This window comes from Paraburkholderia sp. J8-2 (assembly GCF_905220195.1).
In the GTDB taxonomy this organism is placed as follows: domain Bacteria; phylum Pseudomonadota; class Gammaproteobacteria; order Burkholderiales; family Burkholderiaceae; genus Paraburkholderia.
Map to the genome: position 1 here is coordinate 1 of NZ_CAJMZA010000060.1, position 15964 is coordinate 15964.

The window sequence follows — 15964 nt, forward strand, 5'->3', positions numbered from 1 at the left end:
TCCGCTCATTTGGGACGACTTCGCCTACGCGACCCGTGAAGAACTGATTCCGCACGTGACAGAAAAGACCGGTGGCACGACGCTCGGCCTGAAAGCCGACACGTACAAGGCCATCGAGTTCAACTTCACGCTCACGCCGCTGCTGCAGGGTAAGGACAACCAGCTCGTCTATCGCCTGCGCGCCGCAGCCACGGCGTAACCGTCGAAGGCGGTGGCACGGACAGGGTGTGAGAACGTTCGTTCGCACTGCGCAGCGAATGCGGCGAGGATGGTAACGACTGGTAAGTCCGGGCGCTGCCCTGGTACCTTGCGGACCACGCATCCGGACTCTGTTGCGACTATCTGCTATGGCCTCCACCCTATGGAGGGCGGTTCCCGGCGTGCCACCGGTGCTGGCAGTTAGCGGGTGAGGTGCCGCCATTCCTCGATGATTTATGTGCGTCAGTCAGGCAGGAGTTGTCATTCCCACGATGACTGATTGTGGGGTAGAGACCCGGACGGGTCGTGAACGTCGAGGTGCGGCCAGCGCGAAAGGTATTCTCTTTCGCTCCCGCCCCAGACGGAGGCCATCTTCGCAATGACTTGCGCATATTCCGCGTGCATCAGTATGCCCGGTGGAGGCAGGGGGGCTGACGCGGCTGTCGGCGTACCAGCGTTCGTGGTGTTCGCCGTGCTGGCCTTTGCGTCCGCTGCGAGTCAACACGGGCATCTAACCTACCAGAAGCGGCTTTTTCTTTGTCCAGAGGTGAACTAGTCACTTTTCTCCGTGAACGTATCGGTCCGGGGTGGAAGGTGGTCCGCATGGCACCCGATACAGCAAGCGAAAGCGACGAACTGGACTGCATCAAGCAGGCCTTGCCGCCTTTCGCGTCATACGCCCGCAAGTCCCTCCAGATCGACAATGCGGATCTGCTTGCCGTTCGGCTTAACGAGACCTCCGCGCCGAAAGCGCGAGAACATCCTGCTCACGGTTTCGAGCTTCATGCCGAGAAAGCAGCCGATCTCTTCGCGGCTCATCTTCAGGTTGAATTGCGCGCCGGAGTAGCCGCGCGCCTGGAAGCGCGCGGCGAGATCGAGGAGGAATGTCGCGAGGCGCTGTTCGGCGGTCATCGTGCCGAGCAGCATCATCAGGCTGGATTCGCGCACGATCTCGCCGCTCATGAGCTGATAGAGATGGCGCTGCATGCGCCGGCTTTCGCGGCAGAATGTTTCGAGCTGGCCGAACGGGATGATGCAAACCGTGCTGTCTTCGAGTGCGATCGTGTCGCAGTTGTGGGTGCCGGAGCATACGCCGTCAAGTCCGAGCGGCTCGCCCGGAATCTGGAAGCCCGTGACCTGCTCGCGGCCGTCCCGATGCATCACGACCGTCTTGAACGATCCGGTCCGTACGGCGTAGAGGCTCTGGAAGGCGTCGTGTGCACGGAACAGTGTTTCGCCGCGATGCACATTCCGCGTGGTAAGGACCACGGTGTCAAGTTGCTGGAGTTCGCTTGAGGTTAGGTCCGGTGGCATGCAGACCACCCGCAGCGAGCAGGTGGAGCAGCGCGTAGCCGGCTGTCGAGACGCCGCCTCACGCACGATCGACTGCGGCAGCACGTCATGCCAGCGCGCCGACGGCGGCGCGGACAGTGAAGAATCGCAGGCAGGCTCGACGTACATGATCATCTCCAGTTCGCCGCGCGGGGGCCGCGCACTGTTTCACTAATGCTTCAATGGCTACGCAGGCGGCTTCGAACTCGGACGTCTTGCCGAAGAAAGAATGGGTTCCCGCCCTTCGGTACGGACGTCCGTAAATAAAATTGATATATCAACTATATTCGATGTAGCAAAATTTTGTGCGCGCCAAGGTGTCGCCAATATCCACTTAATTCGCGCTGTCGGGGGGCGGGCAGCCATGTTAGGCAACGGCCTTGCCCTCTGCCGATACTGGTTGCGAATGTGGTTTGGAGCATTCACGACTCGCCAGTGGGCGTTCTTGGTGGCAAGCGGCTGGACCGGGGTTACCGGTATGCCCTCCGGTAGACGAGGGCTATCTGAAAAGATGATGGTTGATATCAAGAATATAAAGGTGAGTTGTCAACTACATGGGCATATGATGTTGTCCGCGTAAATATCATTGGCCGCCATGTCCGAACATGTGCCAGATGAAATGTAGAGCTCTCGTGGAGCACGGTCCGAACTCAAGACGAAAAGCTCGATATCAAGACGACGACCCGCTAGATGTGCGCGTGCCGACGCGGCATTCGCGTACAGGCGATCGGTGCGTTTCGCAAGCGCGATCAGGCCGTGCGCTTCACGGTGAAGGTGGCCGCGTCGCAGGAGCTCGAAGAAAGCCTCGTCAACAACCAGCTCGACATTGCGATTGGCTACTTCTGGCGCCGCGTGGCTGGACTCGACTACACCGAGCTATTCAGCGAGCGCCAGGTGCTTTGCTGCGGGCGCGGGCATCCGCTTTTCCACGCGGCGCAGCACGTCAATACCGACGATCTGCGCGAGCGCGACTGGGTTGGGCGCAGCTATCCGATTCCCAAGGAGCTTGCGGGGATCGGCGACCGGCAGGTGACGGCGATCGCCGACAGCATCGATGCGGCAACGGTCCTGATCCTGTCGGGCAGCCATATCGGCTATCTACCGGCGCACCATGCCGAGCCGTTCGAGCAGCGCGGCCTCATCCGGGCGCTCGGGTGCGCCACGTTCGGCTTCGACGTGCCGATGCATCTCGCGATCAAACGCAGCGCGGCCGAGAAGTCGATCCTGCGTGCGCTCTGTGACGATCTCTTCAACGTGTATCGACTGCACGCCGCCGCTGCGGCGGAACCGCTGACCGAATGAAGGAGCGGGGCGCGACATATATTGGTTGCGTGTGAGATTAAATATTTGGAATCCATAATAATGAGCATTGCTGCATGGATAGGTCGATGGAAGATTGGGGTCATAGAGCGGTGGTCCGATCTTTCTGAAGAAACACATGCAGCACAAGCATAACGCCCGGCATCACATCTCGAAGATGGCGTATCGTGTGACTCGAAGCTGGGCCTCAGAGATGCCGTTGCGCTCGCCGTCTGGAGCGCTGCTCTGTCGATTATGTAAGGATACCTATGTATAAACGCTATCCTCTGACCCTCTATTTGTACCAGGGCCTTCCAGGACTTATTTGATGCGCCCATCAGTAACAACCACTCCAGCCCATTTACGGGCTTCTTCATGCGAAAGCCCCGCGAGGTAGTCAAGGAACACTTGCGTCAATGAAATTTACATGCTAATTTTTCATGAAATTCAGCAGAGAAATTTCACGGATGCCGCCATGTTCGTCGAATCGACCCAGCATGTGGAGAGCTACTACGCCCGCACCTTGCCTGGTGAGGTGCCCGCGCGCCAGGCATTGGCGGGCGAGTGCGATGCCGATGTCCTGATCGTCGGGGGCGGTTTCAGCGGGCTGCACACGGCATTGCGCCTCGCGCTCGCGGGCCGGCGCGTGGTTGTCGTGGAGGCGAGCCGCGTCGCGTGGGCCGCATCGGGGCGCAACGGCGGGCAGGCGCTGCTCGGCTGGTCATGCGATATGGGGCCGCTCGAGCAGTCGCTGGGGCGCGATGGCGCGCGCGAGCTGTGGGAGAGCATGCGTTGGGCGGCGCGCGAGGTGCGCGAGCTACCTGCGCGTCACGGTTTCGACGCCGACTACCGGCCCGGCAGCCTGTGGACCGCCGTCAAGCGCGGCCGCGTCGCGTTGCTGGAGGAGGCACGCGACGAAGCTGCCCACAAGTGGGGCTACGAGGCGCTGCGCGTCATCCCCGAGCAGGAGATGCCCGAATGGGTGGGCAGCAGGCGCTATCTCGCTGCGCTTTACGATCCCGAGGCCGGTCATCTCAATCCGCTCAAGCTCGCGCTCGGCCTTGCTGCCGCCATCGAACGTACGGGCGGGCGCATCTTCGAACAGACCCGGGTGCTGCAATGGCGCGAAACGCCGACGGGTTTCATCGCGACTACGCCCGAAGGCCTGATCCGCGCGAATACGCTCGTGCTCGCCTGTAACGCGTATATCGACCAGCTCGATCGCGAGCTCGCGCGCCGCATCCTGCCGGTCGGCACGTATCAGGTAGCGACTGTGCCGCTCGACCCACAACTGGCGCATACGCTCCTGCCGCGCAACAACTGCGTCATCGACAACCAGTTCGTGCCCGACTATTTCCGGCTGAGCCCCGACCATCGGCTGCTGTTCGGTGGCGCGTGCACCTATCTCGGTGGCATCCCCAAAGACATCCGCGCGGCAATCCGGCCAAGCCTCGAACGCGTCTTCCCGCAACTGCGCGACGTCGAGCTCGAATGCGCATGGGGCGGCCATATCGACATCAGCATCCGGCGCACGCCTGATGTAGGTCGCGCGCGCGGGCGCTATTGGCTGCAGGGCTTCTCGGGGCACGGCGTGCTGCCGACGCTGGCCGCGGCGCGCGCGGTAGCAGACGCGATCCTCGGCGATACGCACTTGCTCTCGCTCTACGAGTCCATCCATAATCCGCGCTTTCCGGGCGGCAATGTGCTGGCCGCGCCGCTCGAAGCGCTCGGCAAGCTGTGGTATCGCATGCGCGACGTGGTTTGACTGAGGTATCCGGTATGGACAGGGATGAAGAGATAGAAGGCCTCGCGATTCTCATTCGCGATCTGCGCAAGCACAAGAAGGTGACGTTGGCCGAGCTCGCGCAGAGGATCGGCCGCTCGGTGGGTTTTCTCTCGCAGGTCGAGCGCGGCCTGTCGCGGCCCACCGTCGCCGATCTCACCGCCATCGGCGAGGCGCTGCAGACGCCCACCACCTACTTTTACAGCGTAAGCAAGCCGCGCGCACTGCCGTGGGTCACGCGCCCCGGCGAGCGGCGCACGCTCTATTACGGCGGCGGCATCACTGACGTGCTGGTCTCTCCGAGCATGTCGTCGGGCTTTTCGATGCTGGAGAGCCTGCTGGAACCGGGTGCCACGAGCGGCGAACGCCCCGTGGACGACAGCGACGAGCAGGGTGGCTTCGTGCTCGAAGGCGAGCTCACCATCTGGCTCGATGGCGAGGACGAAGCTGTCGCCCTCAAAGCCGGCGACAGCTTTCAACTGCCGGCACGCTGCCGCTTCAGTTACGCGAATCGCTCGGACAAGGCTGCGCGGGTGCTTTGGGTGTTCACCTGACGCCTCGCTGATGCACGCCTGATACGAAGGCACGCGGCTTGCTGGCACGCGTGCCGCCACTATAGTTTGGAGTCCAGATTAAATAGCAGGTCCACCATCTCTCGCTAACGAGGAACCCGAAGTGAGTGCCATTGCAACTGACCTCCTGAGCGAAGTACGCGCCTTTCGTGCGGCTCATCCCGACGTGCAATACGTCGACCTGATTTCCCTCGACATTCCGGGCCATTTCTACGGCAAGCGCTATCCCATCGCCATGCTCGAGAAAGTGGCGGCCGGTTCGCTGCTCAAGGTGCCGCAAAACAGCATCCTGCTTGGTGCGCAAGGCGGGGTGTATCCGATCGGCGAATACTGTTTCCACGACGGCGACCCCGACGTGCCGCGCCGCCTCGTGCCCGGCACGCTCAAGCCGGTGCGCTGGGAGCGTCAGCCGCTCGCCCAGATGCTGATGACCTCGGACGGCACCGCGACGCCCATTGCGTTCGAGCCGCGCCAGGTGCTCGCACGCGTGCTCGATCGCTTCGCGCGGCGTGGTTTGAAGCCGGTGGTCGCGTTCGAGCTGGAGTTCTATCTGTTCGATGCGAAGCTGCGCGAAGGTCTGCCGCAGCCTGCGCGCGATCGGCTAAGCGAGGACGAAGACAATCAGCCGAACATGCATATCGAGCGCCTTTCGCGTTTCGCGCCCGTGCTGCACGAGATGGTCGAGACCGCGCGCGAGCAGGGTGTGGATGCGACGGTCATCACCGCCGAGCTCGGGCCGGGGCAGTTCGAAATCAATTTTGGCCATTGCGATGACGCGCTGCGCGCAGCGGACTGGTCCGCACTCTTTTGCCGGAGCACGCGCGGTGTGGCACTGCGCCACGGTTATCGCGCGAGCTTCATGTCGAAGCCGCTACTCGACGTCCCAGGCAGCGGTATGCACGTGCATGTGAGCCTCTACGACGAGGCGGGTCGCAACGTGCTCGCGGCACGCGAGCGGCGCGCGCTGCGACATGCGGTGGCGGGCTGCCTCGCGTTGCTCCCGCATTGCATGCCCATTTTTGCGCCCAATCACAACGCGTTCCGGCGCTATGGCGCGATGGTCAACGCGGCGAGCCGGGCGAGCTGGGGTTTCGAGGACCGCGATGCCTGCATCCGCATTCCCGAGTCCGACGAAGCAAATCTACGCATCGAACACCGGCTCGCAGGGGCGGACGCCAACCCGTATCTCGTGCTCGCGGCGATCCTCGCCGGTATCGAGTACGGCCTGGAGGCGGGCCGCGAACCGATCGCGCCGCTCAACGACGATCGCGGGAGCGGCATCGATTTTCCGGGCGACATGCTCTCTGCGGTGGCGGCGATGCGCGGGCATGCCGGGGTGCGCGAGGGGCTCGGCGACGACTTCACCATGGTTTATTGCGAAAATAAACGGCAGGATCACCTTGATTTTATGAACGCAATCGGGCCACGAGAATATCGCTGGTTTTTGTAAATTGACCGGGACCTTAGACAGTCGATCGCTACCTGCGACGGTGCTCGAAGTGAGGTCGAGACGCAACGAACGATGTTGTCGGCCGCCCAGTTTTTATCGGGATACCGAAATGCAGCTGAACCATGTCCAATGCCGAACTGATCTCAGATCTGGCGGCCCCGGCCGCTCACGGACTGGTTCATCGATGTGTCGGCAACCGGTTCAGTTCGGCGTCGGCGACAACACGATTACCCCAAGGTGGTCACGATGGTTCTGGTGCAATGCGAGGCTTGATGAGGGTAGTCTTCATGGGAAGTCGGGGTGTCTCCGGTTGCCACTCTGACCCTGCAATTTCCGCACCTCTCCTGTTTTGCGAAGATTCGTCGGGCGAACATTCCGGGGCGTCTGTGGAATCCGGGTTTTCCGGATGAGTGCGCCAGTGCCACAGTGTCCAGGTGGCAAGGCCGATGTGCTTTCAGGGGAGAGAGCGAACGAGTCATATCGACCTTGAACAGCCTTTCAGTCTGGCGCAAAACCAATGGCTGCTCACGGGGAGACAACCGCCAACCGTATCTCCCCGAAGTTTTCGAGGCGCATCATCGGCCTCTGGGGAACTTCGCCCACGACTCGGCGTGGCTTCCGTCTTGAAATTTAAACAGGCACTGGCGACGCACCGACGCATACAAATACCTTACAAGCAGGAATATAGTTGAATTGTCAACCTGGTGCCTGGGTGAAGCTTTCAGTGGTCTGATGAATCCCGGTCTCCGCGTTGCGCAGTCCAGCGTTGTTGCTTCACCGTCGACGCCGGTGCACCTCTTGATATTCGTCGTGCCGGCCCGGCCTCCTATTGAGCGACCTGCCATGAAGTCCCCTGCCGCCGCCACGCTCCATGCGTCCATATCATCCACCGGGGTTCGCCGTGTCTCCTGGCTCAAACGGGCGCTGCCGGTAATGGTACTTCTCGTGTTGCTGAACTTGGCTGCACATGTCACACAGGCGGTGGGCGATTTCGGCAATCTTAATGAGAGGACGGCCCGTCGCCTGGATACATTGGCCACGACAATTGCGCTGCGTGTACAGGATCGCGCCAAGGCGGTCGACCATACTTTCCTGATGGTGGACGAAGCGTTCTCGGCCGGGACGCCCGACGACGGGACGCTCGCCCGGTTGGCGGCGCTGGACAGCGATATGCTGGGCAACGTGTCGATTGCTGTATTTGACTCCGCAGGCCATGTGCTCGCGAGTTCGGTCCCGCCGGGGGATCGGAACGAGGCATGGTTTAAGGCATTGCCCGGCCTGACTGCCGACCCGCGCACGATCGCCCAGCTCATTCACCGCGACTCCGGCTGGAGCCTGCTCTTCATCAGGGAGCATCCTGTTCATGCTGGCATCGCAGATATGCGCATGGCAGTGGTTGTACCCGTCGACCAGGCGCTGATGAAGGGCATAGCGCTTCCGCATGGCAGCGCGTCACTATTGGTCAACCGTGACGATCAGGTGATCGCACACTACCCTTCGAATCCAGCCGTCGAAACCGGATCGGTGAGTCACGTCGCGGGATTGAAGCGGGAAGGTCCCACGCCCTCAACGTACTATGCAATCTCGCCCGAAGACGGACGCGAACGGCTTAAAACGCTCCGTAGCATTACCGTTGGCAATCCGGGAGACAACTGGACGCTCGAGCTTGGCTATGCCGTCGACGAGTACCGGGCTCCCTGGCTACGTAGCCTCTTTCTCAACCTGCTGGGCATTGCCATTGAAGTCACGCTGCTGATCGCAGGCATCGTGATGCTCCGCCGTGAAAACCGGCTGCATGAAGAGATAGAGAACTGGTCTGGCTTAGTATCGACCGTTGTCAGGGATATCCCGACGCCGGTTGCGCTGGTGGACGTCGGCACCGGAAAGATCGCACTGGCAAACGAGGCATTCAGGAGCCTGTTTGGCGCCAGGGGCGACGTCGGGGAACGCTTGGCGGTGCTGTTTGCCGAGCCCGCAAGCTGGACCGGAATGTACGGGCGTGACGACAGCGAGCCCGTTTCGATGCTGACCAGCGCCGGGGCTGTCCAGATGATCGTGCGGTGCAGCCGCCTTCTGGGCGGCGTCGTCGCCCCCGAGGACCAGGAACTTGTACTTGTCACGCTCCTCGATGTTAGCAGGCAATGCGCGCAGATCAGCCAGCTGCGCATGGAAGCCGATTTTGACGCCCTGACCAAACTTCCCAACCGGCGCAGTTTCACCCGCGCCAGCGCACGCGCAGCGGCTTACGCACGGGAACACGGGAGTCCGCTCGCAGTGCTCGCACTGGACCTGGACCACTTCAAGCGGGTCAATGACACATGGGGGCACGCCGCCGGCGATCGCGTCCTTGAAGGCATCGCCGACCGGATCAACGGAGCGCTGCGCAACCATGATATGCCCGCCCGGGTTGGCGGCGAGGAGTTCGCTGTGATCCTGCAGGGCGCAACCCCTGAACAGGCGCGTGGTGTAGCGGAGCGCATCAGGCTCGCGGTGGCGGAAGCCCCGATCGTTCTTGGCGATGGGCGGGCCGTAAGCATAACCACGAGTATTGGCATCTCCATGTATCAATATGGCGAACCCGATCTGACGGCGGCGCAGGCACGCGCTGACGCCGCACTCTATAGCGCGAAGCGCTCTGGTCGCAATCAGGTCAAGCTGAGGACTGGGGGGAATGCGCAGGAGACCGATTGCACGGCCAATGCATCCTGATGTCGGGTCGCCTCTAGACCAGCGGATGCTTCGTCGGAGCTGGGGGCGGGACAGATTTCCGGCAGGCGGTCCGCGCTGCGTGTGGCGTCAGCGGTGCATCATCTGGCAGTTGATGCACGGGCACTGGCTACAGCCCGACATGGTAGACCCGCAGGCAACCCAAAGCGGAAATTCGGTGCCTGGCACCATGACCGTGCTTGTTCAGGCGTTTCACGGTTTTCTAGGGGAAATTCCCAAGTGTCGTCCGTTGAGACGGCCCTTTTCAAAAGGGGCGCAGATTGAAAAACTACTATAGTTGACAACGCAACTATATAGGTCCGGAGAAGAAGATGGAAAGGCAGACGCGCGCGGAAGGAGACCGTATTGGATCAGCGTTCGGAGCGGCTTTGCTGGAAGCTTCGGCTGCAATCCGCGCTAACCCTTGGGGTGTAATGTGACGACAAGAACTCCATTCACGCACACGATCAACACAAACCATTTAAGTGCCGATCGCCAATGACTCCGGCTGATACAACGGCCCAATCAGGTCGACGTACGACGCCGGATCCATCGCGACGTAGTGGCCGTTGCGGCCGATCTGCAGGTCCTTGCGCACGTCACTCAGCGGACTTTTTTGCTGGAACCACACGAGATACCCGTCATTGGTGCGGTAGTCGGGTGGTGGCAACGTGAGGTCCTTGGTGCGGACGTCGCCCAGAAGCGGAGAGCAGAGATACTGGCCATTCGCGTAGGCGCCCGCATCCTGGACATACCGGTAGTTGTAGATCACCCGTGCCGCCCGTTCCAGGTTCGCCGGCGCGCAGGGTCCACCGGGTTCCCGGTCGAGATCGGAGAGTGCGGCGAAGGCCTGGTAGGTAACCAGGTCCGCGCGCATGATGGCCTTGTCGGCAAACTCCTGAATGTCCTCCCGGTCCCGGCGTTGAACGTCCTTGTTCGCGATGTACAGGCTCGTGAGCACCGGTCCGATGGTCGCGATACATCCAAGGACAATCGACGTCGAAATCAGTGCGATACGCTTGATCATTTCGGTACCCAGGCGCGAAAAATTTTGGGAACGAACGGGGTTGGCAAGCGTGCGGACGACACACGCGGCTGCGAATATCCAGTAAAGGATAGTCCGCCGCAGATCGCGTACAACGCGGGTCTTCGCGGCAGGGCCGGTCAACATTTTTGCCGGTTTGTGAACGTTGCGGACTCTGGTTGCGCGTGCCGCGTGCCAGACCCGTAGCACGCGCACAATCGGAAGAGGACAGTAATATGTCGAGGCCGGTCCCAAACGCACTAGCGGTGGGGCGCCACTCACGGGACGCCGCGCCGTTGCTCGAGGGCAATGACCATGCTCGGTCGTCCAGTGTTCGCAGGCGTCACTGCCGTTCTGGTTGCGATAACTTCAGCGCCGTGTGCTGCCTTGCGTGCCGAGGAGAAAGCACCGCTCAGTTTCATTGACCCGGCGGACGGGCAACTGGATATGAGTGACTTCCTGCTCAAGCACAAGGGCGCGCTGCCTGTGCCCATCGTGATCACCGAGCCGGCTGTGGGCTATGGTGCCGGCCTCGGCCTGCTGTTTTTCTCCGGGCCGATCGCCGAGGAGGTGGAGAACACAACAGTCGAACCGCCGAACAAGTCTCCGCCGAACGTCACGGCGCTCGGCGGCATGTACACGCAGAACGGCACATGGGCCGCGGCCGCCGCCCACTTCCACACCTGGGATGACGACCGCTACCGGTACCTGGGCGCGGTCGCCAAGGTCGACGCCCACCTCGACTACTTCGGACCGACGAGCCAGGCCCGGGCGTACACGCTTCAGGGTGATGCACTGCTTCAGCAGTTTCTGGTGCGGCTCGGGAACAGCCGCTGGTACGCCGGCGCGCGGTATGTTTTCTTTAACGCCACGTCCAGCTTCGCGGGCGGCAGCATACCGGCGAGCATAGCCAATTTCGAGCGCAACCAGCGCATCGGTGCGGGGAGCGTGATCCTGGATTACGACTCGCGCGACAATATCTTCTTCCCGGCCGCCGGCAGCTTCGCCGAACTTGAAGCGCAGTTCGCCCGAACGGGGTTGGGCGGCACCCAGAACTATGACGTGTACGCCGCTCGCGGTTTCAAATGGTTTCCCCTCGCGCGTGCGCTGATCCTGGGCTTGCGCATCGACACGAAGTTTTCAACGGGTGACATTCCGTTCTACGCGCAGCCGTACGTCGATCTGCGCGGGGTCCAGAAGGGGCGATACCAGGACCGTAATGCCATCACGACTGAAGCCGAGTTGCGCTGGGATGTGACGCCCCGGTGGTCGCTGCTCGGCTTCACAGGACTCGGCAAGGCCTATGGACGTCTGGAAAGCTTTTCGCAGGCGCAGAACGTGACGAGCGTCGGGGCAGGGTTTCGTTATCTGATAGCACGCAAGCTGGGTGTGTCCATTGGCATCGACGTGGCCCACAGCAAGGACCAGAATGCGTTTTACATACAGGTCGGTAGTGCATGGCGCTAACTCGCGCCGCGATCGCATTCAAGCAATCCTTGAGCTGCCGGAGTCGCTGGATTGATGCGCACCCAAGGCTTGTTTTGTACGTAACGGGAACTAGGATAGGAATGCGGAAGACCGCTTATCCGACGACTACGCAAAGAAGAGCGCCGCAACCGTCCAAGAAGGGTTCCGGCCAGGTTGTTGTTTCCCGGTGCCATGACTGAAAGGAACGCATCGTTGTTCGCGTCGACATCCGCCGTACGGAGGGGACATGACCATCTGGAACGAACGATGGGTAAAGGCAGCACTTGTGTGGCTGATCCTGCTGGTGGCAGCTCCTGCCTTTGCGGATCGCGGTCCTGAAGGGCCTGCGCCATTCAAGCCGGAGGAGATTGAGGCGCTGGTCGCGCCGATCGCACTCTATCCGGATTCGGTTCTGGCTCAGGTCCTGATGGCGTCCACGTATCCGCTCGAAATCGTCCATGCGGCGCGCTGGGTGAAAGAGCACCCGGATGTGAAGGGTGATGCCGCAGTGCGGGCGGTCCAGGATCAGTCCTGGGACACCAGTGTGAAGTCGCTGGTGGCATTCCCCCAGGTCCTCGAGCCGATGTACGACAAGCTGGACTGGACACAGAAGCTTGGTGACGCGTTCCTCGCCCAGCAAAAGGACGTGTTCGCTGCGGTGCAGCGGTTACGGGCGCGCGCGCAGGAAGCGGGCAACCTGAAGTCGAACGAGCAGCAACAGGTGATCGTCGAGCCAGCGGCCGCCGGCGAGACGACCGTCGTGCGGATCGAGCCCGCCAATCCGCAGGTGATTTATGTCCCCGCCTACGACCCGGCAGTGGTGTATGGAGCGTGGGGTTATCCGGCCTATCCACCCTATTACTGGCCACCGTACCCGGCCTATTACCCTGGCTACTATCCCGGGGCGGCCCTGGCGACTGGATTCGCCTGGGGCATCGGCCTTGCGGCCGCCGGGGCGATCTTCAGTGACTGCAACTCGTGCTGGGGCGGAGGCGACGTCAACATCGACTCCGACAGGGCGAGGAACGTTGACCGTAACTTCGAAAGTTCGAAGCTCAAGAACGGAGAGAGGGGCGGCCGCTGGCAGCACGATGCCGGGCATCGTCAGGGTGTGGCCTACCGGGATAACGCCACGCGCGACAAGTTCGCCGGCTCGCCAGGGTCCGACAGGCGCTCCCAGTATCGCGGGCGCGGATCCGATGCAGGTAATCGCGTGGCCACGGCCGACCGGCCGGGCGCGGGCAACCGGGCCATGACCGCGGACCGGAGCGGCGCAGGTAATCGCGCGTCGGTGGCAGACCGGTCTGCCGGGAGCAACCGGACAGGCGCATCCAATAGAGGGTCCACCAGCAACATGAACCGCGTCAGTAATGGCAGTCGAGGCGGCGGCTACGGCGGAGGCCGGGACAGCGCGTTTTCAGGCGTGGGGTCGAGCGGCAGCGTCTCGCAACGCAACTTTGACAGAGGAAACCGGAGCATGCAGGGTTCAGGCTTTAATCGGCCCGCCGGCGGAGGTGGCATGCGCGGAGGTGGTGGCGGCCGCGGTGGCAGGCGCTAGGGAGTGAACCATGAAAGTTCATCCACGAAGTGTACATAGACTTCTGACACTGCCGTTCGCGAATCTCGCGGCAGCCGTTGCGCTGTGGGGCGCGACGGTGCCCGCGGCGCACGCACAACAGTACTTCAGTTCGCCAGAGGCTGCGATGAATGCTTTTGGCGATGCGGTCATCAAGGATCGGGAGGACGCTTTACGCAGGATCTTCGGCAATGACTTTCGTAAGCTGATCCCACCCTTCGGCGCGCCAGTGCGGGATACCTTCATCGCCGAGTGGGCGAAGTCCCACACGATCGAAACAGGGGAGGCCGGGCACGCGCAGATCGTCGTGGGCGACGATGGCTGGACGTTCCCTGTTCCCCTCGTCAAGACCGGGCAGGGATGGCACTTCGATACACAAGCGGGCGCGCAAGCAATGCGCTTGCGGCGCATCGGCCGCAACGAACTGGCCGTGATCCAGACGATGATGGCGATCTTCGACGCGCAGCGCGAATACGCGCAGACCAATCACGAGGGGAAAGGGGTGCTCGCCTACGCCTCGAAGATGGTCAGTTCGCCCGGCAAACATGACGGGCTGTACTGGCCTGCCGGGCCGGATGACACGCCAAGTCCGCTCGGCGCGGCCTTCGTCGGCGCGAGCTCGCGTAATGCACAGAGCGCCGGCTACTACGGATACCACTTCAAGCTGCTGGAGTCACAGGGGCCGAACGCGCCCGGTGGCGCCTATGACTACGTCGTGAAGGGCAAGCTGTTCGGGGGCTTTGCTGTCATCGCCTGGCCGGTGAAGTACGGCGAGACGGGCATCAAGACGTTCATGGTGAGCCATTCCGGTCAGGTCTATGAGCGTGACCTCGGGCCGGACAGCGCCACGAAAGCGCAGTCGACGAAGACGTTTGACCCGGGGCCAGGCTGGAGCAAGGTGTCTGATCGCGATAGCGAGTAATCCGTTCGCATGCGGTGCGGATCGTTCGGTTTCCATCGAGCGGCTCATGAAGCAGTGAAGGAAGCGGAGCAATGAGCGAAGTTTCGCCTGTGGTATTTGTTGTCGACGACGATGAGCAAGTGCGTCAAGCCTTCGCGCGGCTGCTTCGAACCGCTGGCCATCTGGTTGAGACCGTCGGGAGTGCCGGTGAACTCCTGGCTCATCCTGCCTTGATGAGGCACCCGACGTGTATTTTGCTGGATCTGGCGTTACCGGACGCGAGTGGTCTCGATCTACAGCGCGCCCTGGGTGCTATCGCATCCATCGTGTTCGTGTCAGCGCACGGTGATATGAGCACCGCCATTGAAGCGATGAGGGCGGGTGCGCTCGATTTTCTCGAGAAACCTGTCGATGAACAACTGCTTCTCTCTGCCGTGGCGCGTGCTCTCGAGCGCGGCATAAAGGTATTTGCACAACACACACGAAGCTCCGAAATTCACCTGCGCATGGGGCGGCTGACGAGGCGAGAACAAGAGGTTATGACGCTCGTCGCGGACGGACTGATGAACAAGCAGATCGCCAATACGCTCGGCATTGCTGAGCGTACTATCAAGATCTATCGAGGACGGATGATGCAAAAAATGCATGTCAGGTCGGTGCCGGAACTCGTGCGCTGCTTGATGCAGCTAGACATTGACGTGCCACAGGCGGGCGACCGTCGGTAGACAAGTACCCGGTCTCAGCACCCACTCTTCGACGCGTGGATAGTGTCGGGACCTGGACGATCGACGGCCATCCGGTCGAATCCGCAGAGTAGTGCAGTCGTTCCAACGGCAGGTTCGTCCGCTCGCTGAACGGCAGGTTGTGGCCGCACCCATAACTTTCTGCAGCCGGACATGCTCTTCCAGAGAGGCAGCTAAATGAACTGCCCTTCGAGAACCTCCTTTGACGCTGATTGCCGTGTCGTAACAGCTCGCTGACAATGATGCAGGCGTGCAATTACGCCGTCGGGCTTGCGGTCGTCAACCGACACATCGCGACTGCGGCGCCGTTCACGATGGGCGCGCGCTCCATGGATCGGCCGGCAAACTCCGCGTGCGCAATGCCTTGCCGGACGCCGCTACAAACGCACCCAGATGCCTCATTGATGCAGAATCGGCGCAATGGCCACAACGACACGACCTGAATACGATGGACGACCCAGAATCGCTTTCCCTGGCACTGCCCGACGGCACTAAGGTCTCTGCGCTCCTCCGAGTGCCGCAGGACGCACGAGCCCTGTATGTCTTCGCGCACGGCGCAGGGGCGGGCATGCAGCATGCCGGCATGTCGTCATTGGCCGACGCGCTTGCGGCGGTCAATGTCGCCACATTACGCTACCAGTTTCCATACATGGAGCGGGGCTCCAAGCGGGTGGACTCGCCGGCCGTGGCACATGCTGCCGTGCAGGCGGCCGTCGCAGAGGCCCGCCGGCGGCTGCCAGCCCTGCCTCTCTTCGCGGGCGGCAGGTCGTTCGGCGGCCGCATGACCTCCCAGGCTCAAGCCATCTCCCCGCTCGACGGCGTGCGTGGCCTCGCTTTCGTCGCGTTCCCGCTGCACGCGGCGGGCGCGCCTGGCGTGGAGCGGGCACGGCACCTGGCGGACGTCACGGTGCCG

Annotated in this window: 11 protein-coding genes and 2 pseudogenes; 11 read left to right on the plus strand and 2 right to left on the minus strand. The window is 62.0% G+C overall.

Features of this window, described 5'->3' with window-relative positions:
• A pseudogene (locus U5A52_RS42295) lies at positions 1 to 199 on the plus strand (catechol 1,2-dioxygenase); the annotation flags it as partial.
• A 671-nt stretch (positions 200 to 870) separates the two neighbouring features.
• Here U5A52_RS42295 and U5A52_RS42300 read toward each other — a convergent pair.
• Positions 871 to 1665 carry a helix-turn-helix domain-containing protein gene (locus tag U5A52_RS42300; RefSeq protein ID WP_321940310.1) on the minus strand — a complete coding sequence of 265 codons (795 nt, stop codon included), beginning with the start codon at positions 1663 to 1665 and terminating at the stop codon, positions 871 to 873.
• Between the two features lie 585 nt (positions 1666 to 2250).
• Between U5A52_RS42300 and U5A52_RS42305 the strand changes: the two are divergent.
• From U5A52_RS42305 to U5A52_RS42325, 5 genes and pseudogenes are all read left to right on the plus strand, one after another.
• Positions 2251 to 2832 (plus strand): annotated as a pseudogene (locus tag U5A52_RS42305) (substrate-binding domain-containing protein); the annotation flags it as partial.
• Between the two features lie 472 nt (positions 2833 to 3304).
• Entirely contained in the window at positions 3305 to 4594 is a 1290-nt protein-coding gene (locus tag U5A52_RS42310) for an FAD-binding oxidoreductase (RefSeq protein ID WP_321940325.1), read from the plus strand.
• 14 nt (positions 4595 to 4608) lie between these two features.
• The gene (locus U5A52_RS42315) at positions 4609 to 5166 is read left to right on the plus strand and encodes an XRE family transcriptional regulator (RefSeq protein ID WP_321940312.1); all 558 of its coding nucleotides are present in this window, start codon (positions 4609 to 4611) and stop codon (positions 5164 to 5166) included.
• A 121-nt stretch (positions 5167 to 5287) separates the two neighbouring features.
• Positions 5288 to 6634, plus strand: a complete 1347-nt coding sequence (locus U5A52_RS42320; RefSeq protein ID WP_321917931.1) for a glutamine synthetase family protein — start codon at positions 5288 to 5290, stop codon at positions 6632 to 6634.
• A gap of 843 nt (positions 6635 to 7477) precedes the next feature.
• Positions 7478 to 9343 carry a diguanylate cyclase gene (locus tag U5A52_RS42325; RefSeq protein WP_321940314.1) on the plus strand — a complete coding sequence of 622 codons (1866 nt, stop codon included), beginning with the start codon at positions 7478 to 7480 and terminating at the stop codon, positions 9341 to 9343.
• Between the two features lie 478 nt (positions 9344 to 9821).
• On the opposite strand, the gene U5A52_RS42330 is transcribed toward U5A52_RS42325, so the two are convergent.
• Positions 9822 to 10367, minus strand: coding sequence for a CSS-motif domain-containing protein (locus U5A52_RS42330; protein WP_321917929.1), 546 nt, complete (start codon positions 10365 to 10367; stop codon positions 9822 to 9824).
• Between the two features lie 306 nt (positions 10368 to 10673).
• On the opposite strand from U5A52_RS42330, the gene U5A52_RS42335 reads away from it, so the two are divergent.
• The 5 genes from U5A52_RS42335 to U5A52_RS42355 form a co-directional block, all read left to right on the plus strand.
• A complete protein-coding gene (locus tag U5A52_RS42335; RefSeq protein ID WP_321940315.1) occupies positions 10674 to 11831 on the plus strand; it encodes a BamA/TamA family outer membrane protein in 1158 nt (385 codons plus the stop codon).
• A 247-nt stretch (positions 11832 to 12078) separates the two neighbouring features.
• Complete coding sequence (locus tag U5A52_RS42340; protein WP_321940317.1) at positions 12079 to 13389, plus strand: DUF3300 domain-containing protein; 1311 nt, start codon at positions 12079 to 12081, stop codon at positions 13387 to 13389.
• A gap of 10 nt (positions 13390 to 13399) precedes the next feature.
• Positions 13400 to 14329, plus strand: a complete 930-nt coding sequence (locus tag U5A52_RS42345; RefSeq protein WP_321940319.1) for a DUF2950 domain-containing protein — start codon at positions 13400 to 13402, stop codon at positions 14327 to 14329.
• A gap of 71 nt (positions 14330 to 14400) precedes the next feature.
• Positions 14401 to 15033, plus strand: a complete 633-nt coding sequence (locus U5A52_RS42350) for a response regulator transcription factor (RefSeq protein WP_321940321.1) — start codon at positions 14401 to 14403, stop codon at positions 15031 to 15033.
• Positions 15034 to 15499: 466 nt separating this feature from the next.
• Positions 15500 to 15964 (plus strand): alpha/beta family hydrolase (locus tag U5A52_RS42355; RefSeq protein ID WP_321940323.1); only part of this gene is annotated, 465 nt, incomplete at its 3' end.